We start from the raw sequence: 17,025 nt of genomic DNA, 5'->3' as shown, positions 1-17,025 counted from the left end.
GCATGGCAACCGATCCCACGGAACAACTGGTCCGGCTGTTCGCCGAGGAGAGCCGGGTGCGCGCCTTCGCCGCTGTCGCGCTCGGAGCGGGAAGCACCGAGGAGGTCGCCCGGGCGGCGGGGCTGTCCCCGAAGGAGACGGCGCTGGCACTGCTGCGGCTGCGCGAGCAGGGCGTGGTGAGCGCGCAGGGCGACGGGGAACTGGGCGTCGCCTACGACCTGTTCAGGCAGTACGCCCGCACCGCGGCGCAGCGCGAGGCCGACTCCCGCGCCGCGGGCGACCCGGACACCGGCGACGCGCGCACCGACATCGTGCTGCGGACCTTCGTCCGGGACGGCCGGCTGGTCCGGCTCCCGGCACAGTGGACCCGCAAGAAGCTGGTCCTGCGGTACATCGCCGAGCGGAGCTTCGAGCCCGGCGTCGAGTATCCCGAGCGCGCCGTCGACGAGCGGTTGCGCGGCTGGTGCGAGGACAGCGACGAGATCGACCATGTGACGCTCCGGCGCTACCTGGTGGACCTGCACCATCTGCGCCGGAGCGAGGGCATCTACCGCCGGACGGCCGAGTCCGGGCGGGCCGAGAGCGCCTGAGCCGGTCGTCAGGGCAGCCTGCGTACCGGTGAGCCCGCCAGGTACGCCTGGATGTCCTCGACCGCCTGGCCGTAGTACGTCGCATAGTTGGCCTGCGAGACATAGCCCAGGTGAGGGGTGGCCAGCAGGCGGGGGGCCGTGCGCATCGGGTGGTCGGCGGGCAGCGGCTCGACGTCGAAGACGTCCACCCCGGCCCCCGCGATCCGGCCCTCGTGCAGGGCGGCCAGCAGCGCGTCCTGGTCGACGATCGCCGCGCGTGAGGTGTTGATCAGAAACGCCGTCGGCCTGAGCAGGGCGAGTTCGGGTGCCCCGAGCAGGCCGCGGGTCCGGTCGCCGAGGGCGAGGTGGATCGAGACGAAGTCGCTCTCGGCGAGCAACTCCTCCTTGGAGGCGGCCAGATGGACGCCCACCTCGTCGGCGTACTCCTTGGTGAGGTTCTGGCTCCACGCGCTGACGTGCATGCCGAACGCGAGACCGACGTGTGCGACACGGCTGCCGATCTTGCCCAGGCCGAGCAGGCCGAGGCGGCGGCCGTGCAGGTCGGCGCCGACCGTGCTCTGCCAGGGGCCGCCCGAGCGCAGCGCGTCGTTCTCCCGGACGAGGCCGCGGGCGAGGCCCAGCAGCAGGGCCCAGGTGAGTTCGACGGGCGGCGTGGAGGAACTGGCCGTGCCGCAGACGGTGACGCCGTGCGCCTCGGCGGCGGCGTAGTCGATGACGGTGTTGCGCATGCCGGACGCGATCAGCAGCCGCAGCCGGGGGAGCCGGGCGATCAGCGAGGCGGGGAACGGGACACGTTCCCGCAGCGTCACCACGATGTCGAAGTCGGCGAGGGCGGCGGCCAGCGCGTCCTCGTCGGGGAGGTGGGTGGTGAAGGGGACGACCTCCACGTCGTCCGCGAGCGGCGACCAGTCGGCGGCCTTCGTCGCCGCGTCCTGGAAGTCGTCGAGCACAGCACAGCGCAGCCGCACGGTGGTTCCTTTCGTGGCCGGGTCGGACGACCGAACTGGAACGACTGTACGGAAGCGGGGCGGGTGCGGCCGATACAGGCCGGTGAGTCGTGAGAGAGGAGTTCCGATTAACCAGACCGATCGGTTTGGTTACCGATGTGCGATCGCTAACCCTGCGTCACGGGTGCGGCGGGTGCCGGGGAGTTCGCCTCGTACTCCTCGAAGACGCGCTCGCCCCGGTCCGGCGAGAGGTCGAGGGCGGCCAGCAGGGCCGGCGTGGAGATGCTCGGCAGGACGTGCCGGAGCAGGACGGAGACCCGGCGGCCGAGGTCGGCGCGGTTGCAGCTGGCCTGGCTCATCGCCTGGACGCCGGCGAAGGCGCCGGTGAGGAACTCGGCGGTGTCGGTCACGTCGATGTGCGGCAGGAGTTCGCCCTGGGACCGCGCCTCGGTGAGGATCTGCTCCAGCTGTTCGGTCCAAGCGCGGAACGCGGCGTCGCGGTCCAGTTCGCGTGCGCCCTGGTCAAGGGCGAGGGAGACGCCCGCCTGCACCAGCGGATCGTGCTGCAGCCGGTGGGCCATGACCATGCCGTGGTCGACGAGCTTCTGGAGTTTGCTGGATCTCTCGGGAAGCCGGTCGAGCGGCAGTTGGGCCTCCAGCACGCCCAGCGCGACCTCCTCCTTGGAGGAGAAGTGGAAGTACAGGGCGCCCCGGGTGACGCCCGCGCGGTTGAGGATCTCCTCCACCGTGGCCGAGGCGTAGCCGCGCTCGCCGAACACCCTCGCGGCCGCTTCGAGGATCGAACGCCGGGTCCTGATCGCACGGTCCTGCTGGGCCATGGGTCCCTCCACCGTGTGCATGCAGCACATTACGTCGTGTATTGAAAAGAAAACCGGATCACACGTATGTTACTCGTCGGGCGGGGGTGACTCGCTCTGGCGAATGAGCTCGGGGGGAGCCATGGACCGGGTGCGATCTCTTGACGGAACCGCACGGGACGAGCAAACCACAGAGGCCGGGGGGCCCGTCCCTGCAACGGTCGCATGGCACACGGAGGTAACCGGCGAGCAGGTGCACCGGCCGGACCCGCGGGACGCCTTCCCGGTGGCCTGGCGCCGCCTCGACGACACGCACTTCCAGGTCAGGGCCCGCTGGCCGCGCCGGCACCGGTTCTTCACCGAGGTGGCCGGGCGCTTCCAGGACCCGCTGCTGATACCGGAGACCCTGCGGCAGGGCTCGATGCTGCTGGCTCACGCCGCGTTCGCGGTGCCCGTCGAGGACCGGTTCGTGATGCAGCGCATCAGATACTCGACCTCGCCGGCCAGGATGCTGCTGGACGACTCGTCCGAGGACGTCGTCGCCGACATCACCTGCGGCGACGTACGGCGCCGGGGCCGGCGGCTCGCGGGCATGCGGTGCGCGATGGTGCTGCGCCGGAAGGGCCGGGTCGTCGCCACCGCCGACGGCAGGCTCGACTGTGTCTCGGACCGGGCCTATCGCCGACTGCGCGGTGAGCGGCTGTCCCTGACCGGCCGTCCGGTGCCGCTGCTGCCCGGCCTGCCGCCCCAGGCGGTCGGTCGCGAGGACGCCGCCGCCGTCGTCCTCGCCCCGTCCCCGCGCCCCGGGGCCTGGCAGCTCCGGGTCAACACCGCGCATCCCACGCTGTTCCGGCGGCCGGACGACCATGTGCCGGGCTTCGTGCTGCTGGAGGCGGCCCGGCAGGCGGCCACGGCCTTCTCTCTCTTCCCCGGCCTGATGGTCGTCACCGACATGGACATGGTCTTCTCGCGGTACGCCGAACTCGACAGCCCCTGCTGGATCGAGGCCGACGCCCTGACCGCGGGCGACCCCGACCCGAGCACGGTCCGGGTGCGCGGCCTCCAGGACGACGCCGAGGTCTTCCGCTGTACGGTGACGGTCGCGGCGTCGGAGTCCGCCGTACCGCCCCTCGACCCCTGCGGCTCCCGCAGCGGGCCCGGCGCCGAGCGCCGGCCGTGACGCGCGAACCGTCGGCCGAGAGGGAGGAACCCACCTTGTCAGCACGCGTCCTCGTCACCGGGGGAAGCGGCTTCATCGGCGGGCATGTCCTCGCCGCCCTGCGGAAGCCGGAGGGCGGCACGCCGTCCCGGGTCCGGCTGCTGCTGCGCGATCCCGCGCGCCTCCCGGCGGGTGCCGCCCCGGAGGCGGACGTCGTACGGGGGGACCTCGCCGACCCGGAGTCGCTGCGCGGGGTCTGCGACGGCGTCGACGTCGTCCTGCACTGCGCCTCGCACATCGGTGACGACGAGCGGCGCAACGAGACCGTCAACGACCACGGCACCCGGGCCCTCGTCGAGGAGGCGGCGCGCGCCGGGGCGGGCCGGATCGTGTACGTGAGCACGGCCGCCGTCTACGGGCGGGGACCCTTCTCCGGTGCGCCGGCGGGGGAGTTGCCGCTCGCGCCGGCCTCGCCGACCAGCCGTTCCCGTGCCGCCGCCGAGCGTCATGTGCTGGACGCGGGCGGGGTCGTGCTGCGCCCGCACCTCGTCCTCGGGGCCGGTGACCGCTGGGTCGTGCCCGGGCTCGCGGCGCTGCTGGGCGTGCTGTCGGCGGGGCTCAAGGAGTGCGCGGCGCGGCATTCCGTGGTCGACGTACGGGCGTTGGGGCGCGCGGTGGTCGCCGCCGGGCTGTCGGACCGGGACCTCGCCGGCGTACATCACGTCAACCACCCACAGCCGGTGGACTGTTCGGAACTCCTGGACTCCGTGGCCGGCCGGCTCGGGCTGCGGCTGCCGGGCGCCGCCGTGGACATCGACGAGGCGCGGGACCGGCTCGCCGGGCAGCCACGCGTGCTGCACCACCTCGGCATGCTCGCCGTGGACCACTGGTTCGCGGACGACGGTTTCTGGGCCGGTGCCGGCATCGATCCCGGAGCGGGGTTCGCGGAGAGCCTGGCCGAACACGCCTCGTGGTACCGGGAGTTCCTGGCCGGCTGACCCGGGGGGCGCATGCCCTTCTCCCTTCTTGAACCCTCGTTCCGTATTCCCGACCTCCCCTTCCTCCCTCGACACGCAAGGTCTTCGTGAACACCAAACGCGCACTGACGGACAAGATCGCACTGGTCACCGGCGCCGGCCGGGGGATCGGCAGAGGCATCGCCGAGCGGCTCGCCGACGACGGGGCGCTGGTCGGCGTGCACTACGGCCGCAGCGAGGCCGCCGCACTGGATGTGATCGCGGGCATACGCGACAGAGGCGGCCGGGCCTTCCCGGTCGGCGCGGAGCTCGGGGTGCCCGGTGACGTGGACGCCGTCTTCGCTGCCTTCGACGCGGGGGTACGGGAGCAGACGGGGGCTGCGGGCGGCGCCGAGGGCACGCTCGACATCCTCGTGAACAACGCGGGCGTGAGCGGTTCGGGGCCGATCGGGAAGGCGGACCCGGAGGTCTTCGACCGCATGATCGCCGTGAACGCCAAGGCGCCCTTCTTCCTCGTGCAGGGGGCGCTGGCACGGATGCGGGACGGGGGGAGGGTCGTCAACATCTCCTCGCTCGCCTCACGGCGTGCCTTCCCGGAGTCCGTCGCGTACGCCATGTCCAAGGGGGCGCTGGACACCATGACCCTGGCTCTGGCGAAGGAACTCGCCGGGCGCGGCATCACCGTCAACACCGTCTCGCCCGGGTTCATCGAGACGGACATGAACGCGCGGCGCCGGGCGACCCCCGAGGCGCGGGCCGCCCTGGCCGCACGCTCCGCCTTCGACCGGATCGGCCGCCCCTCGGACGTGGCGGACGTGGTCGCGTTCCTCGCCTCCGACGACTCCCGGTGGATCACCGGCCAGTACCTGGACGTCAGCGGAGGCACGGATCTGTGACGGCGACCCGGACCTCAGGGCGCGGACGGGCCGACGGGGGCCGGGGAACAGCCCGTGCGCAGGGCCGTGGCCGAGGCCCGGTGCGCCGCCTCCGTGCCTGCCGACTCCAGTCGCGCCAGGGTCTGGGCCGTGGCGAGCGTGGGCAGCAGCAGCTCCCAGAACGCGGTGAGGGTGACGCAGGACAGCCACTCCGGGTTGGACCTGCTCAGCACCTCGTACCCGACCGTCGAAGCCACCAGGGCGCCCGCCATGTGCTGTTGGGCCACGCCCTGCGCGAGCGTGCGCTCGTCGTCGGCCTCGGCCAGGAGCTGCTGCACACAGCACTGCCACTCCTGACGCAGATCGAGTCCCGTGCCCTGCTCGGTCTCACAGCTGAGCACGAAACCCGCGCGTACGACGCTGCTGCGCCGGAGCAGGTCGGCCAGCGTGTGCGAGACGTCGACCAGGGCCTGGAGCGCGCTGGTACGCCGGCTGTGGACGAGGCGGGCGGCTCGGCGCAGCGAGTGCGAGGCCTCGTTGCGCAGGGCCTCGGCCAGGGCGGCCTTGCTCTCGAAGTGGAAGTGCAGCGCGCCGGAACTGACTCCGGCCTCGGCGCTGATGACGGACAGCTTCGCCTTGTCGTATCCGTGCCGCCGGAACTCCCCGGCCGCCGCGAGCAGCAGCGCGTCACGGGTGCGTGCGGCTCGTTCCTGCTTGATCATCTTCGGCCTCTCAGCCGCACCGTGATTTCCCTGATGTTCACTTTCGGCTCCTCCTGCTTCCAGTCCCGGTGAGGAAGGGCGATGGATCATAACAAACCGTTTTGACTGTTTGTCAGCCTCCGACCGGTGACCGCGAAAGCGCCTTCGGCCTGCGAAGTCGCGGAAAAACTGCGTCATTTTCCTGCAGTTTCGCTGAAGTATGCGGCGTCGGACTTGATTTGACGTCCCGTTGAACGACATTTGTGCGAGTCGTCAACGGACCTAAGGATCATTGACATACCGGAGGATCGGTTTGTAGGTTTCCAGTGGACGTTCCTAAAGTGAACGATTCGGACAAAGCTGGACTAGCTAGGGGGACTAATGAGCCAGCGTTCAACGAATCTGGTGGAGCCTCACATACCGGCTCCCCGGCGTGGGGAGGTGACGGCCTGGCGAGTTCTCGTCGTGGAGAACAACGCGGCCGAGGCGGAAGCCCTGGTGCGCGCGCTGAAGCGGCACGGACACGAAGTGGACAGCGTGGCCTCGGGAGGCGCCGCGCTCCAGTCGTACGCGGACGCCGACCTCGTACTGATCGACCTCGAACTCCCCGATCTGGACGGGCTGGAGGTCTGCCGCGGCATCCGGTCCACCTGTGATGTCCCGGTGATCGCCGTCACCGCCCGCGGATCCGAACTCGACCGGGTGCTCGGCCTCCAGGCCGGCGCCGACGACTACCTCGTAAAGCCCTACGGCTTCCGGGAGTTGATGGCCCGCATGGAGGCCGTCATGCGCCGGGTGCGTACGCCGGAACCCGCCGAGCGGGTCGTGAGCCACGGCCCGCTGCGCATCGACGCCGGCTCCCGCGAGGTCACGCTGCACGGACGTCCGGTCGACGTCACCCGCAAGGAGTTCGACCTGCTGTACATGCTCGCCTCCACTCCCGACACGGTCATTCCCCGCAAGCGCCTCATCCATCAGATCTGGGGCGACTCCTGGTCCCGGCGGACCGTGGACACGCACGTCAGCAGCCTCCGCAACAAGCTCGGTGGCAGTGGCTGGATCGTCACCGTGCGGGGCGTCGGATTCCGCTTCGGCGGGGAAGGCGGCTGAACGCGGGGTGAGCGGCAGACCCGCGAAGACTCGCGGCCGCTCCAGGACGAGATCGAAAGAGGGGCGCCCCCGGACGCGGGGGCGCCCCTTTCGTATACGTCCACCTGGAGAATTTTGCATTCCTCTGAGATTTACCGACGTTCCTCTGAAGTTGTTCGGACACAGCCGCACAGGGCCTGCGGAATCTGACCTGTTCCTGAAAGGAACGCCCTTGAACGGACGGTCCGGCACGGGCGAGGCTTTGACTCACGGTCCGGTGACGAACGGGGAGAACGCGTCGTGCGCAAGGTGCTCATCGCCAACCGTGGCGAAATCGCTGTCCGCGTGGCCCGGGCCTGTCGGGATGCCGGGATCGCGAGCGTGGCCGTCTACGCGGAGCCGGACCGTGACGCTCTGCATGTCCGCGCCGCGGATGAGGCGTTCGCCCTGGGCGGTGACACCCCGGCCACCAGCTATCTGGACATCGGCAAGGTCCTGACCGCGGCACGCGAGTCGGGTGCGGACGCGATCCATCCCGGCTACGGCTTCCTGTCGGAGAACGCCGACTTCGCCCAGGCCGTGCTGGACGCGGGTCTGATCTGGATCGGTCCGCCCCCGCAGGCGATCCGTGACCTCGGTGACAAGGTCGCCGCCCGTCACATCGCCCAGCGGGCCGGCGCGCCCCTGGTCGCCGGCACCCCCGACCCGGTCGCCGGGGCGGACGAGGTCGTCGCGTTCGCCGAGCAGCATGGTCTGCCGATCGCGATCAAGGCGGCGTTCGGTGGTGGCGGACGCGGTCTGAAGGTCGCCCGCACCCTGGAAGAGGTGCCGGAGCTGTATGAGTCGGCGGTGCGTGAGGCGGTCGCCGCGTTCGGGCGCGGGGAGTGCTTCGTCGAGCGCTACCTCGACAAGCCCCGGCACGTGGAGACCCAGTGCCTGGCCGACACCCACGGCAACGTCGTCGTCGTCTCCACCCGTGACTGCTCGCTGCAGCGCCGCCACCAGAAGCTCGTGGAGGAGGCGCCCGCGCCGTTCCTGTCCGAGGCGCAGGTCGCGGAGCTGTACGCGTCGTCGAAGGCGATCCTGAAGGAAGCCGGCTACGTCGGCGCCGGCACCGTGGAGTTCCTCGTCGGCGCGGACGGCACGATCTCCTTCCTGGAGGTCAACACCCGTCTGCAGGTCGAGCACCCGGTCACCGAGGAAGTCGCCGGGATCGACCTGGTGCGGGAGATGTTCCGTATCGCCGACGGCGAGGCCCTGGGCTACGACGACCCGCCGCTGCGCGGCCACTCCTTCGAGTTCCGCATCAACGGCGAGGACCCCGGCCGGGGCTTCCTGCCCGCCCCCGGCACGGTGACCGCCTTCGCCCCGCCGTCGGGCCCGGGTGTCCGTCTGGACGCGGGCGTGGAGTCCGGCTCCGTCATCGGCCCCGCCTGGGACTCCCTCCTCGCCAAGCTGATCGTCACCGGCGCCACCCGCGAACAGGCCCTCCAGCGCGCCTCGCGGGCACTGGAGGAGTTCCAGGTCGAGGGCATGGCCACCGCCATCCCCTTCCACCGCGCGGTCGTCAAGGACCCCGCCTTCGCACCGGAACTGACCGGCTCCGCCGACCCGTTCACGGTCCACACCCGGTGGATCGAGACCGAGTTCGTCAACGACATCAAGCCCTTCGCCGCCCCCGCCGACGCGGACGCGGACGAGGACACCGGCCGCGAGACCGTCGTCGTCGAGGTCGGCGGCAAGCGCCTGGAAGTCTCCCTGCCCGCCTCCCTCGGCATGACCCTGGCCCGCACCGGCCTCGCCGCCGGCGCCAAGCCCAAGCGCCGCGCCGCCAAGAAGTCCGGCCCCGTCGCCTCCGGCGACACCCTCGCCTCCCCCATGCAGGGCACCATCGTCAAGGTCGCCGTCGAGGAAGGCCAGGAAGTCAAGGAAGGCGACCTCGTCGTCGTCCTCGAAGCCATGAAGATGGAACAGCCGCTCAACGCGCACAGGTCCGGCACCATCAAGGGCCTGTCCGCCGAGGTCGGCGCATCCCTCACTTCCGGCGCCGCGATCTGCGAAATCAAGGACTGATTTCTGACGGGGTTTGACATTCGTCTGACCTGAACCGCCTTGAAAGCGTCCGGAAAAACCAAGAACCTGGTGTCAGATTCATCAGATTCCCTTTCTCGCGCTTCTCGGAACTCTGCCGAGAGCCATGCGATGTGAATTCATCCGGTCACCGCGCGTGGAATCACCGGGAAAACTCTGTCGTGGAGGAGAGAGACGCATGCACAGCACTCTGATCGTGGCTCGGATGGATCCCGACTCCAGCATCGACGTGGCAAAACTGTTCGCGGAGTTCGACGCCGGCGACATGCCGCACCGAATGGGCACCCGGCGCCGGCAATTGTTCTCGTACCGGGGTCTCTACTTCCACCTTCAGGACTTCGACTCGGACAACGGCGGCGAACTGATCGAGCAGGCGAAGGCCGACCCGCGGTTCATCCGGATCAGCGACGACCTCAAGCCGTTCATCGAGGCGTACGACCCTGCCACCTGGCGTTCGCCGGCCGACGCCATGGCGACCCGCTTCTACAACTGGGAGGCGTCCGCGTGACGTCGCGACGAGTCGTCATCACGGGGATGGAGGTCCTCGCCCCCGGCGGCATCGGCACCAAGAGCTTCTGGAGCCTGCTGAGCGAGGGGCGGACCGCGACCCGCGGGATCACCTTCTTCGACCCCTCCCCGTTCCGGTCCCGGGTCGCCGCGGAGATCGACTTCGATCCCGAGGAGCACGGACTGAGCCCGCAGGAGGTCCGCCGGATGGACCGCGCCGCGCAGTTCGCGGTGGTCGCGGCACGCGGCGCGGTCGCCGACAGCGGGATCGAGGTGGCGGAGTACGACCCCTACCGGGTGGGCGTCACCATCGGCAGCGCCGTCGGCGCCACCATGGGGCTCGACGAGGAGTACCGGATCGTCAGTGACGGCGGCCGCCTCGACCTCGTCGACCACGCGTACGCCGTACCGCACCTCTACAACTACCTGGTGCCCAGCTCCTTCGCCACCGAGGTGGCCTGGGCGGTCGGCGCGCAGGGACCCTCCACGGTGGTGTCCACCGGCTGCACCTCGGGCATCGACTCGGTCGGCCACGCGCTGGAGCTGATCCGGGAGGGCTCCGCGGACGTGGTGATCGCGGGCTCCTCCGACGCGCCGATCTCTCCGATCACGATGGCCTGCTTCGACGCGATCAAGGCGACCACGCCCCGTCACGACGAGCCGGAGCGCGCCTCCCGCCCCTTCGACGGCACCCGCAACGGCTTCGTCCTGGGCGAGGGCGCCGCGGTGTTCGTCCTGGAGGAGCTGGGCAGCGCCCGGCGGCGCGGCGCCCACATCTACGCGGAGATCGCCGGGTACGCCACGCGCAGCAACGCGTACCACATGACGGGGCTGCGGCCGGACGGCGCGGAGATGGCCGAGGCGATCCGGGTCGCGCTGGACGAGGCGCGGATGAACCCCGACGACATCGACTACGTCAACGCGCACGGCTCGGGCACCAAGCAGAACGACCGGCACGAGACCGCGGCCTTCAAGCGCAGCCTCGGCGAGCACGCGTACCGGACCCCGGTCAGCTCCATCAAGTCGATGGTCGGGCACTCCCTGGGCGCGATCGGCTCCATCGAGATCGCCGCTTCCGCACTGGCGATGGAGCACAACGTCGTGCCGCCCACCGCCAATCTGCACACCTCCGACCCCGAGTGCGACCTCGACTACGTGCCGCTGACGGCCCGTGACCAGATCACCGACGCGGTGCTGTCCGTCGGCAGCGGGTTCGGCGGCTTCCAGAGCGCCATGGTGCTCGCCCGGCCCGAGAGGAGTGCGGCATGAGTACGGCCACGAGTACGGCCGTGGTGGTGACCGGCCTCGGTGTGGTGTCCCCCAATGGCCTCGGCACCAGGGACTTCTGGGACGCGACCAGGAGCGGCAAGAGCGGCATCGGGCGGATCACCCGGTTCGATCCGTCGCAGTACCCGGCGCGGCTGGCGGGTGAGATACCGGGCTTCGTCGCCGAGGACCATCTGCCCAACCGGCTGCTGCCGCAGACCGACCGGATGACCAGGCTCGCGCTGGTGGCGGCCGACTGGGCGCTCGCCGACGCGGGGGTGACGCCCGCGGAGCTGCCCGAGTTCGACATGGGCGTGGTGACCGCGAGTCACTCCGGCGGGTTCGAGTTCGGGCAGAACGAGCTGCGCAAGCTGTGGAGCCTGGGCAGCCAGCACGTCAGCGCGTACCAGTCGTTCGCCTGGTTCTACGCCGTCAACAGCGGCCAGATCTCCATCCGCAACGGGATGAAGGGGCCGAGCGGGGTCGTCGTCAGCGACCAGGCCGGCGGACTGGACGCGGTCGCGCAGGCGCGGCGGCAGATCCGCAAGGGGACCGCGCTGATCGTGTCCGGGGCCGTCGACGCGTCCATCTGCCCGTGGGGGTGGGTGGCGCAGCTGGCCGGTGACCGGCTGAGCACGAGCGATGAACCCACGCGCGCGTATCTGCCCTTCGACGCCGACGCGAGCGGGCATGTGCCCGGTGAGGGCGGCGCGATCCTCATCCTGGAGTCCGCGCAGGCCGCGCGGGAGCGGGGCGCGAAGGTGTACGGGGAGATCGCCGGGTACGGCGCGACGATCGATCCGCGTCCTGGCAGTGGGGGTGAGTCCGGGTTGCGGCGTGCGCTGGAGGTCGCTCTCGCGGATGCCGGGGTGCGGGCCGGGGACGTCGATGTCGTCTTCGCCGATGCGGCTGCCGTGCCCGAGCTGGACCGGGTCGAGGCCGAGGCGATCAATGCCGTGTTCGGGGTGGGGGGTGTGCCGGTCACCGCGCCCAAGACGATGACCGGACGGCTGTACTCCGGGGCTGCGCCGTTGGATCTGGCGGCGGCGTTTCTCGCCATGGCGGACGGGGTGATTCCGCCGACCGTCAACAGTGCGGTGGTGCCGGAGTACGGGCTGGATCTCGTCGGTGAGGAGGGGCGGGCTGCCGAGGTGCGTACTGCGGTCGTGCTGGCCCGGGGCCAAGGGGGGTTCAACTCGGCGGTTGTCGTGCGGGCCGTGCGGTAGTCGCCGTGGGGTTTCTCGCCCCCGCCGCCCCTACCCGTCCCGTCCCTGGGGGCTGCGCCCCCAGACCCCCGCTTCGGCCTGAACGGCCTCGTCCTCAAACGCCGGACGGGCTGACAGGTGCGGGCCGGCGATGAAGACCAACTCTCAACTCACCAGAACACGAAAGGACCAACCCCACATGTCCACCACACAGTTCACCCTCGACGACCTCAAGCGGATCCTGCGTGAAGGTGCCGGTGCCGATGAAGGTGTCGATCTCGATGGCGGCATTCTCGACACCGGGTTCGAGGAGCTCGGTTACGAGTCGCTCGCGTTGCTGGAGACCGGTGGGCGTATCGAGCGGGAGTTCGGGATCACGCTCGACGACGACGTCCTGACCGACGCCCACACGCCCCGTGCGCTGATCGCGGCCGTCAACGCGCTGCTCGGAGTCGGCGCCGCCGCCTGACATGTGACCCGGTGGCCGCGGGGCAGGGCCCCCGAGCCCTGCCCCTCGGTCACCGTCCCCACCCCTCGAACCAGACCACTCAACCCCCAGGGGAGAAGAGAAACATGGCGCAGCAGCACAAGCGGGTCGCCCTCGTCACCGGAGCCACCAGCGGTATCGGCCTCGCCGTCGCACGGCTCCTCGCCGAGCAGGGGCATCGGGTCTTCCTCGGCGCCCGTACCCCCGAGAACGTGGCGTCCACCGTCAAGGAGCTCCGTGAGGAGGGGCTGGACGTCGACGGGGCCGCCGTGGACGTGCGGTCCGCCGACGGCGTCAGGGCCTTCGTGCAGGCGGCCGTCGAGCGCTTCGGCAGCGTCGACGTGCTGGTCAACAACGCCGGCCGCAGCGGCGGCGGGGTCACCGCCGACATCGTCGACGAGCTGTGGGAAGACGTCATCGACACCAACCTCAACAGCGTCTTCCGGATGACGCGCGAGGTGCTCAACACCGGCGGGATGCGGGAGAAGGACCGCGGCCGCATCATCAACGTCGCCTCCACCGCCGGCAAGCAGGGCGTCGTCCTCGGCGCCCCCTACTCCGCCTCCAAGCACGGCGTCGTCGGCTTCACCAAGGCCCTCGGCAACGAGCTCGCCCCGACCGGGATCACCGTCAACGCCGTCTGCCCCGGCTACGTCGAGACCCCGATGGCCCAGCGCGTGCGCGCCGGGTACGCCGCCGCCTACGACACCAGCGAGGACGCCATCCTCGAGAAGTTCCAGGCCAAGATCCCGCTCGGCCGCTACTCCACCCCCGAGGAGGTCGCGGGTCTCGTCGGCTACCTGGCCTCCGACACCGCCGCCTCCATCACCTCGCAGGCGCTGAACGTCTGCGGTGGGCTGGGCAACTTCTGACACGCTGAGGAGAACGCGCCATGACGACACGTCAGGTCGAGCACGAGATCACCGTCGACGCCCCCGCCCCCGCCGTCTACCGGCTCATCGCCGAGGTGGAGAACTGGCCGCGGATCTTCCCGCCCACCATCTACGTCGACCACCTGGAGCGCGGTGAGCGCGAGGAGCGCATACGCATCTGGGCCACCGCCAACGGCGAGGCGAAGAACTGGACCTCCCGCCGCACCCTGGACCCGGACGCCCTGCGGATCACCTTCCGCCAGGAGGTCTCCACCCCGCCGGTCGCCGCGATGGGCGGCACCTGGATCATCGAGCCGCTGTCCGGCACGTCGTCCCGGATCCGGCTGCTGCACGACTACCGGGCGATCGACGACGACCCCGAGGGCCTGAAGTGGATCGACGAGGCCGTCGACCGCAACTCCCGCTCGGAGCTGGCCGCGCTGAAGACCAACGTCGAACTCGCCCACGCCTCCGAGGAGATCACCTTCTCCTTCGAGGACACCGTGCAGATCGACGGCTCCGCCAAGGACGCCTACGACTTCGTCAACGAGGCCGGGCTGTGGGTGGAGCGGCTGCCGCACGTGGCGTCGGTCAGGTTCAGCGAGGACACCCCGGGCCTTCAGACGCTGGAGATGGACACCCGCGCCAAGGACGGCTCCACGCACACCACGAAGTCGTACCGGGTGACCTTCCCGCACCACAGGATCGCCTACAAGCAGGTCACGCTGCCCGCGCTGATGACCCTGCACACCGGCTACTGGACCTTCGAGGAGAACGCGTCCGGGGTCGCCGCCTCCTCGCAGCACACCGTCGTCCTCAACACCGCCAACATCGCGCGGATCCTCGGCGCCGACGCCACCGTCGCGGACGCGCGCGCCTATGTGCAGAACGCGCTCAGCACCAACAGCCGGGCCACCCTCGGCCACGCCAAGGACCACGCCGAGAACAGGCGTTGACCGTGGCCACGCGCACAGTGGAGACCGATGTCCTGGTCGTCGGCGCGGGGCCCGTCGGGCTGATGCTCGCCGGGGAGCTGCGCCTCGGCGGCGCGGCGACGGTCGTACTGGAGCGGCGGGACGCCCCGACCACCGAGTCGCGGGCCTCCACGCTGCACGCCCGCACCATGGAACTCCTCGACAGCCGGGGACTGCTGGACGCCCTGGGCACCCCGCCCCACGAGCCGCGCGGCCACTTCGGCGGCGTACCGCTCGACCTGACGCTGCCCAGCCCCTGGCCCGGTCAGTGGAAGGTGCCGCAGACCCGGACCGAGGAGCTCCTTCAGGACTGGGCGCTCGGGCTGGGCGCGGACCTGCGGCGGGGGTACGAGCTGCGGGCCGTGCGGGTGGGCGAGGACAGCGGTGCCGGCGTCGAGGCGGTGGCCGCCGGACCCGATGGGCGGGCCCTGCGGGTCCGGGCGCGGTTCGTGGTCGGGTGCGACGGCGAGGACAGCACTCTGCGGCGGCTGACCGGGGCCGGGTTCCCCGGGCGGGACGCGGGACGGGAGCTGCTGCGGGCCGACGTGGCCGGGATCGACGTACCCGACCGGCGTTTCCAGCGGCTGGAGAAGGGGCTCGCGATCGCCGCCCGGCGCGGTGACGGGGTCACCCGCGTCATGGTGCACGAGTTCGGCGCCGAACCGAGGGGTGGCGAGCCGGAGTTCGGCGAGGTCGCCCAGGTGTGGAAGCGGGTCACCGGGGAGGACATCAGCTCCGGCGACCCGCTGTGGGTGAACTCCTTCGGTGATGCCGACCGACAGCTCGGCGGCTACCGGCGGGGGGCCGTCCTGTTCGCCGGTGACGCGGCGCACCAGCAGATGCCGATCGGCGGCCAGGCGCTCAACCTCGGGCTCCAGGACGCCGTCAACCTCGGCTGGAAACTGGCCGCCGAGGTGCGCGGGCGGGCCCCGGCGGGGCTGCTGGACACCTATCACGCCGAGCGGCACGCGGTCGGTCGGCGGGTGCTCGCGAACATCCGGGCGCAGGCGCTGCTGCTGCTCGGCGGGCCCGAGGTGGAGCCGGTCCGGACACTGCTCGGCGAACTCATCGCCGAACGGCCCGCGGTGCGGGCGCACTTGGCGGGGATGATCTCCGGACTCGACATCCGGTACGGCGCCGACGCCGAGGATCCGCTCCTTGGTGCCCGGCTGCCGTATGTGCAACTCCGCGGGCCCGAAGGGTCGTTGGACACGGCGGATCTGCTGCGCGCCGGCGGTCGCGGTCTGCTGCTCGACCTCGCCGGGGACGCGCGGCTGCGTACCGCCGTGCGTCCCTGGGCCGACCGGATCGTCACGGTGACCGCCCGCCCGGCGCCGGACTCCGCGCTCGGCGCCGCCCGTGCCGTGCTCGTGCGGCCCGACGGATACGTCGTGTGGACCGGCACGGAAGGCACGCCCGACGGGCCGGAAATCGCGCTGAAGAACTGGTTCGGCGTTTCTGACAGAAATTGACATCGCTCTGACCTGGCGGCCCTTGAATCGGGCCGCACGTCCGAGAAAGCTGGTCACCGGCTCCCCCGACCACGAACCGGCAGACAATGCCTGGAGGCAGGGACAGTGAAAGGGATCATCCTGGCCGGCGGCCACGGGACACGGCTTCAGCCGATAACCCTGGGAATGTCGAAGCAATTGCTCCCGGTGTACGACAAGCCAATGATTTACTACCCACTGTCGGTGCTGATGCTGGCCGGCATCACCGATATCCAGATCATTTCCGCACCCCGTGATCTGGGCGGTTTCCAGCGGCTGCTGGGCGACGGCTCGGACTACGGGCTGAACCTCACCTACGCCGAGCAGGACGAACCCCGCGGCCTCGCCGACGCGTTCGTCATCGGCGCCGACCACATCGGCGACGACCCCGTGGCCCTGGTCCTCGGCGACAACATCTTCCACGGCCCCGGCTTCAGCGGCATCCTCCAGGACGCGGTCGTCGACGTCGACGGCTGCGTGCTCTTCGGCTATCCGGTGCGCGACCCCGAACGGTACGGCGTCGGTGAACTGGACGCCGCCGGCAACCTGGTCGCGCTGGAGGAGAAGCCCGCCCGGCCCCGCTCCAACCTGGCCGTCACCGGCCTGTACCTCTACGACAACGACGTGGTCGACATCGCCAAGAACCTGCGCCCCTCCGCGCGCGGCGAGCTGGAGATCACCGACGTCAACCGGGTCTATCTGGAGCGCGGCAAGGCACGTCTGATCTCCCTCGGGCGCGGCTTCGCCTGGCTGGACACCGGCACGCACGACGCGCTCACCGAGGCCGGCCAGTACGTGCAGATCCTGGAGCACCGCCAGGGCGTGCGGATCGCCTGCATCGAGGAGATCGCCTGGCGCATGGGATTCATCGACCGCGAGACCTGCCACCGGCTCGGCACAAAGCTCGCGAAGTCCTCGTACGGCCGTTACGTCATGGAAATCGCCGCGGCCGGCTGAGAGTTCACCACCCTTACTTC

General features: G+C 70.7%; 17 protein-coding genes. 14 read left to right on the top strand and 3 right to left on the bottom strand.

Annotation, left to right across the window (positions count from 1 at the left end):
* Positions 1-2: 2 nt before the first annotated feature.
* Complete coding sequence (locus PGH47_RS15465; protein ID WP_271663922.1) at positions 3-590, top strand: DUF2087 domain-containing protein; 588 nt, start codon at positions 3-5, stop codon at positions 588-590.
* A gap of 8 nt (positions 591-598) precedes the next feature.
* Here the strand turns inward: PGH47_RS15465 and PGH47_RS15460 are convergent, their stop codons facing one another.
* Together PGH47_RS15460 and PGH47_RS15455 are read right to left on the bottom strand one after the other, a co-directional pair.
* A complete protein-coding gene (locus PGH47_RS15460) occupies positions 599-1,558 on the bottom strand; it encodes a D-2-hydroxyacid dehydrogenase family protein (RefSeq protein WP_271663921.1) in 960 nt (319 codons plus the stop codon).
* Positions 1,559-1,704: 146 nt separating this feature from the next.
* Complete coding sequence (locus tag PGH47_RS15455) at positions 1,705-2,376, bottom strand: ScbR family autoregulator-binding transcription factor (protein ID WP_107905489.1); 672 nt, start codon at positions 2,374-2,376, stop codon at positions 1,705-1,707.
* Positions 2,377-2,479: 103 nt separating this feature from the next.
* Here PGH47_RS15455 and PGH47_RS15450 point away from each other — a divergent pair, with 103 nt between their 5' ends.
* From PGH47_RS15450 to PGH47_RS15440, 3 genes are all read left to right on the top strand, one after another.
* The gene (locus PGH47_RS15450; RefSeq protein ID WP_435887789.1) at positions 2,480-3,535 is read left to right on the top strand and encodes a ScbA/BarX family gamma-butyrolactone biosynthesis protein; all 1,056 of its coding nucleotides are present in this window, start codon (positions 2,480-2,482) and stop codon (positions 3,533-3,535) included.
* Between the two features lie 35 nt (positions 3,536-3,570).
* A complete protein-coding gene (locus PGH47_RS15445) occupies positions 3,571-4,512 on the top strand; it encodes an NAD-dependent epimerase/dehydratase family protein (RefSeq protein WP_271663919.1) in 942 nt (313 codons plus the stop codon).
* A gap of 86 nt (positions 4,513-4,598) precedes the next feature.
* Positions 4,599-5,387: an SDR family NAD(P)-dependent oxidoreductase gene (locus PGH47_RS15440; RefSeq protein ID WP_271663918.1), complete on the top strand. Its 789-nt coding sequence runs from the start codon at positions 4,599-4,601 to the stop codon at positions 5,385-5,387.
* A 14-nt stretch (positions 5,388-5,401) separates the two neighbouring features.
* Here PGH47_RS15440 and PGH47_RS15435 read toward each other — a convergent pair whose 3' ends face one another.
* Complete coding sequence (locus PGH47_RS15435) at positions 5,402-6,088, bottom strand: ScbR family autoregulator-binding transcription factor (protein ID WP_271663917.1); 687 nt, start codon at positions 6,086-6,088, stop codon at positions 5,402-5,404.
* A 360-nt stretch (positions 6,089-6,448) separates the two neighbouring features.
* On the opposite strand from PGH47_RS15435, the gene PGH47_RS15430 reads away from it, so the two are divergent.
* The 10 genes from PGH47_RS15430 (at position 6,449) to rfbA (ending at position 17,005) form a co-directional block, all read left to right on the top strand.
* Positions 6,449-7,177, top strand: coding sequence for a response regulator transcription factor (locus PGH47_RS15430; RefSeq protein ID WP_271663916.1), 729 nt, complete (start codon positions 6,449-6,451; stop codon positions 7,175-7,177).
* A gap of 279 nt (positions 7,178-7,456) precedes the next feature.
* A complete protein-coding gene (locus PGH47_RS15425) occupies positions 7,457-9,229 on the top strand; it encodes an acetyl/propionyl/methylcrotonyl-CoA carboxylase subunit alpha (protein ID WP_271663915.1) in 1,773 nt (590 codons plus the stop codon).
* A 196-nt stretch (positions 9,230-9,425) separates the two neighbouring features.
* On the top strand, positions 9,426-9,755 hold the full coding sequence (locus tag PGH47_RS15420; protein WP_107905485.1) for a TcmI family type II polyketide cyclase: 330 nt from the start codon (positions 9,426-9,428) through the stop codon (positions 9,753-9,755).
* Positions 9,752-11,023 carry a beta-ketoacyl-[acyl-carrier-protein] synthase family protein gene (locus PGH47_RS15415; RefSeq protein ID WP_271663914.1) on the top strand — a complete coding sequence of 424 codons (1,272 nt, stop codon included), beginning with the start codon at positions 9,752-9,754 and terminating at the stop codon, positions 11,021-11,023. The genes PGH47_RS15420 and PGH47_RS15415 overlap by 4 nt, the downstream gene beginning before the upstream one ends.
* Positions 11,020-12,246 carry a ketosynthase chain-length factor gene (locus PGH47_RS15410; RefSeq protein WP_271663913.1) on the top strand — a complete coding sequence of 409 codons (1,227 nt, stop codon included), beginning with the start codon at positions 11,020-11,022 and terminating at the stop codon, positions 12,244-12,246. Before PGH47_RS15415 ends, PGH47_RS15410 begins: the two co-directional genes overlap by 4 nt.
* Before the next feature lie 178 nt (positions 12,247-12,424).
* Positions 12,425-12,694 carry an acyl carrier protein gene (locus PGH47_RS15405; protein WP_271663912.1) on the top strand — a complete coding sequence of 90 codons (270 nt, stop codon included), beginning with the start codon at positions 12,425-12,427 and terminating at the stop codon, positions 12,692-12,694.
* A 104-nt stretch (positions 12,695-12,798) separates the two neighbouring features.
* On the top strand, positions 12,799-13,584 hold the full coding sequence (gene fabG, locus PGH47_RS15400) for a 3-oxoacyl-ACP reductase FabG (RefSeq protein ID WP_030951595.1): 786 nt from the start codon (positions 12,799-12,801) through the stop codon (positions 13,582-13,584).
* A gap of 20 nt (positions 13,585-13,604) precedes the next feature.
* Positions 13,605-14,540: an aromatase/cyclase gene (locus PGH47_RS15395; protein ID WP_107905480.1), complete on the top strand. Its 936-nt coding sequence runs from the start codon at positions 13,605-13,607 to the stop codon at positions 14,538-14,540.
* 2 nt (positions 14,541-14,542) lie between these two features.
* A complete protein-coding gene (locus PGH47_RS15390) occupies positions 14,543-16,030 on the top strand; it encodes an FAD-dependent monooxygenase (RefSeq protein WP_333938039.1) in 1,488 nt (495 codons plus the stop codon).
* A 105-nt stretch (positions 16,031-16,135) separates the two neighbouring features.
* Positions 16,136-17,005: a glucose-1-phosphate thymidylyltransferase RfbA gene (gene rfbA, locus PGH47_RS15385; protein WP_271663911.1), complete on the top strand. Its 870-nt coding sequence runs from the start codon at positions 16,136-16,138 to the stop codon at positions 17,003-17,005.
* Positions 17,006-17,025 lie beyond the last annotated feature (20 nt).

The organism is Streptomyces sp. HUAS 31 (assembly GCF_028198125.1).
GTDB lineage: Bacteria > Actinomycetota > Actinomycetes > Streptomycetales > Streptomycetaceae > Streptomyces > Streptomyces chartreusis.
Note: the sequence above shows the minus strand (reverse complement) of the source record. Positions and strands in the feature narration are given on the sequence as shown.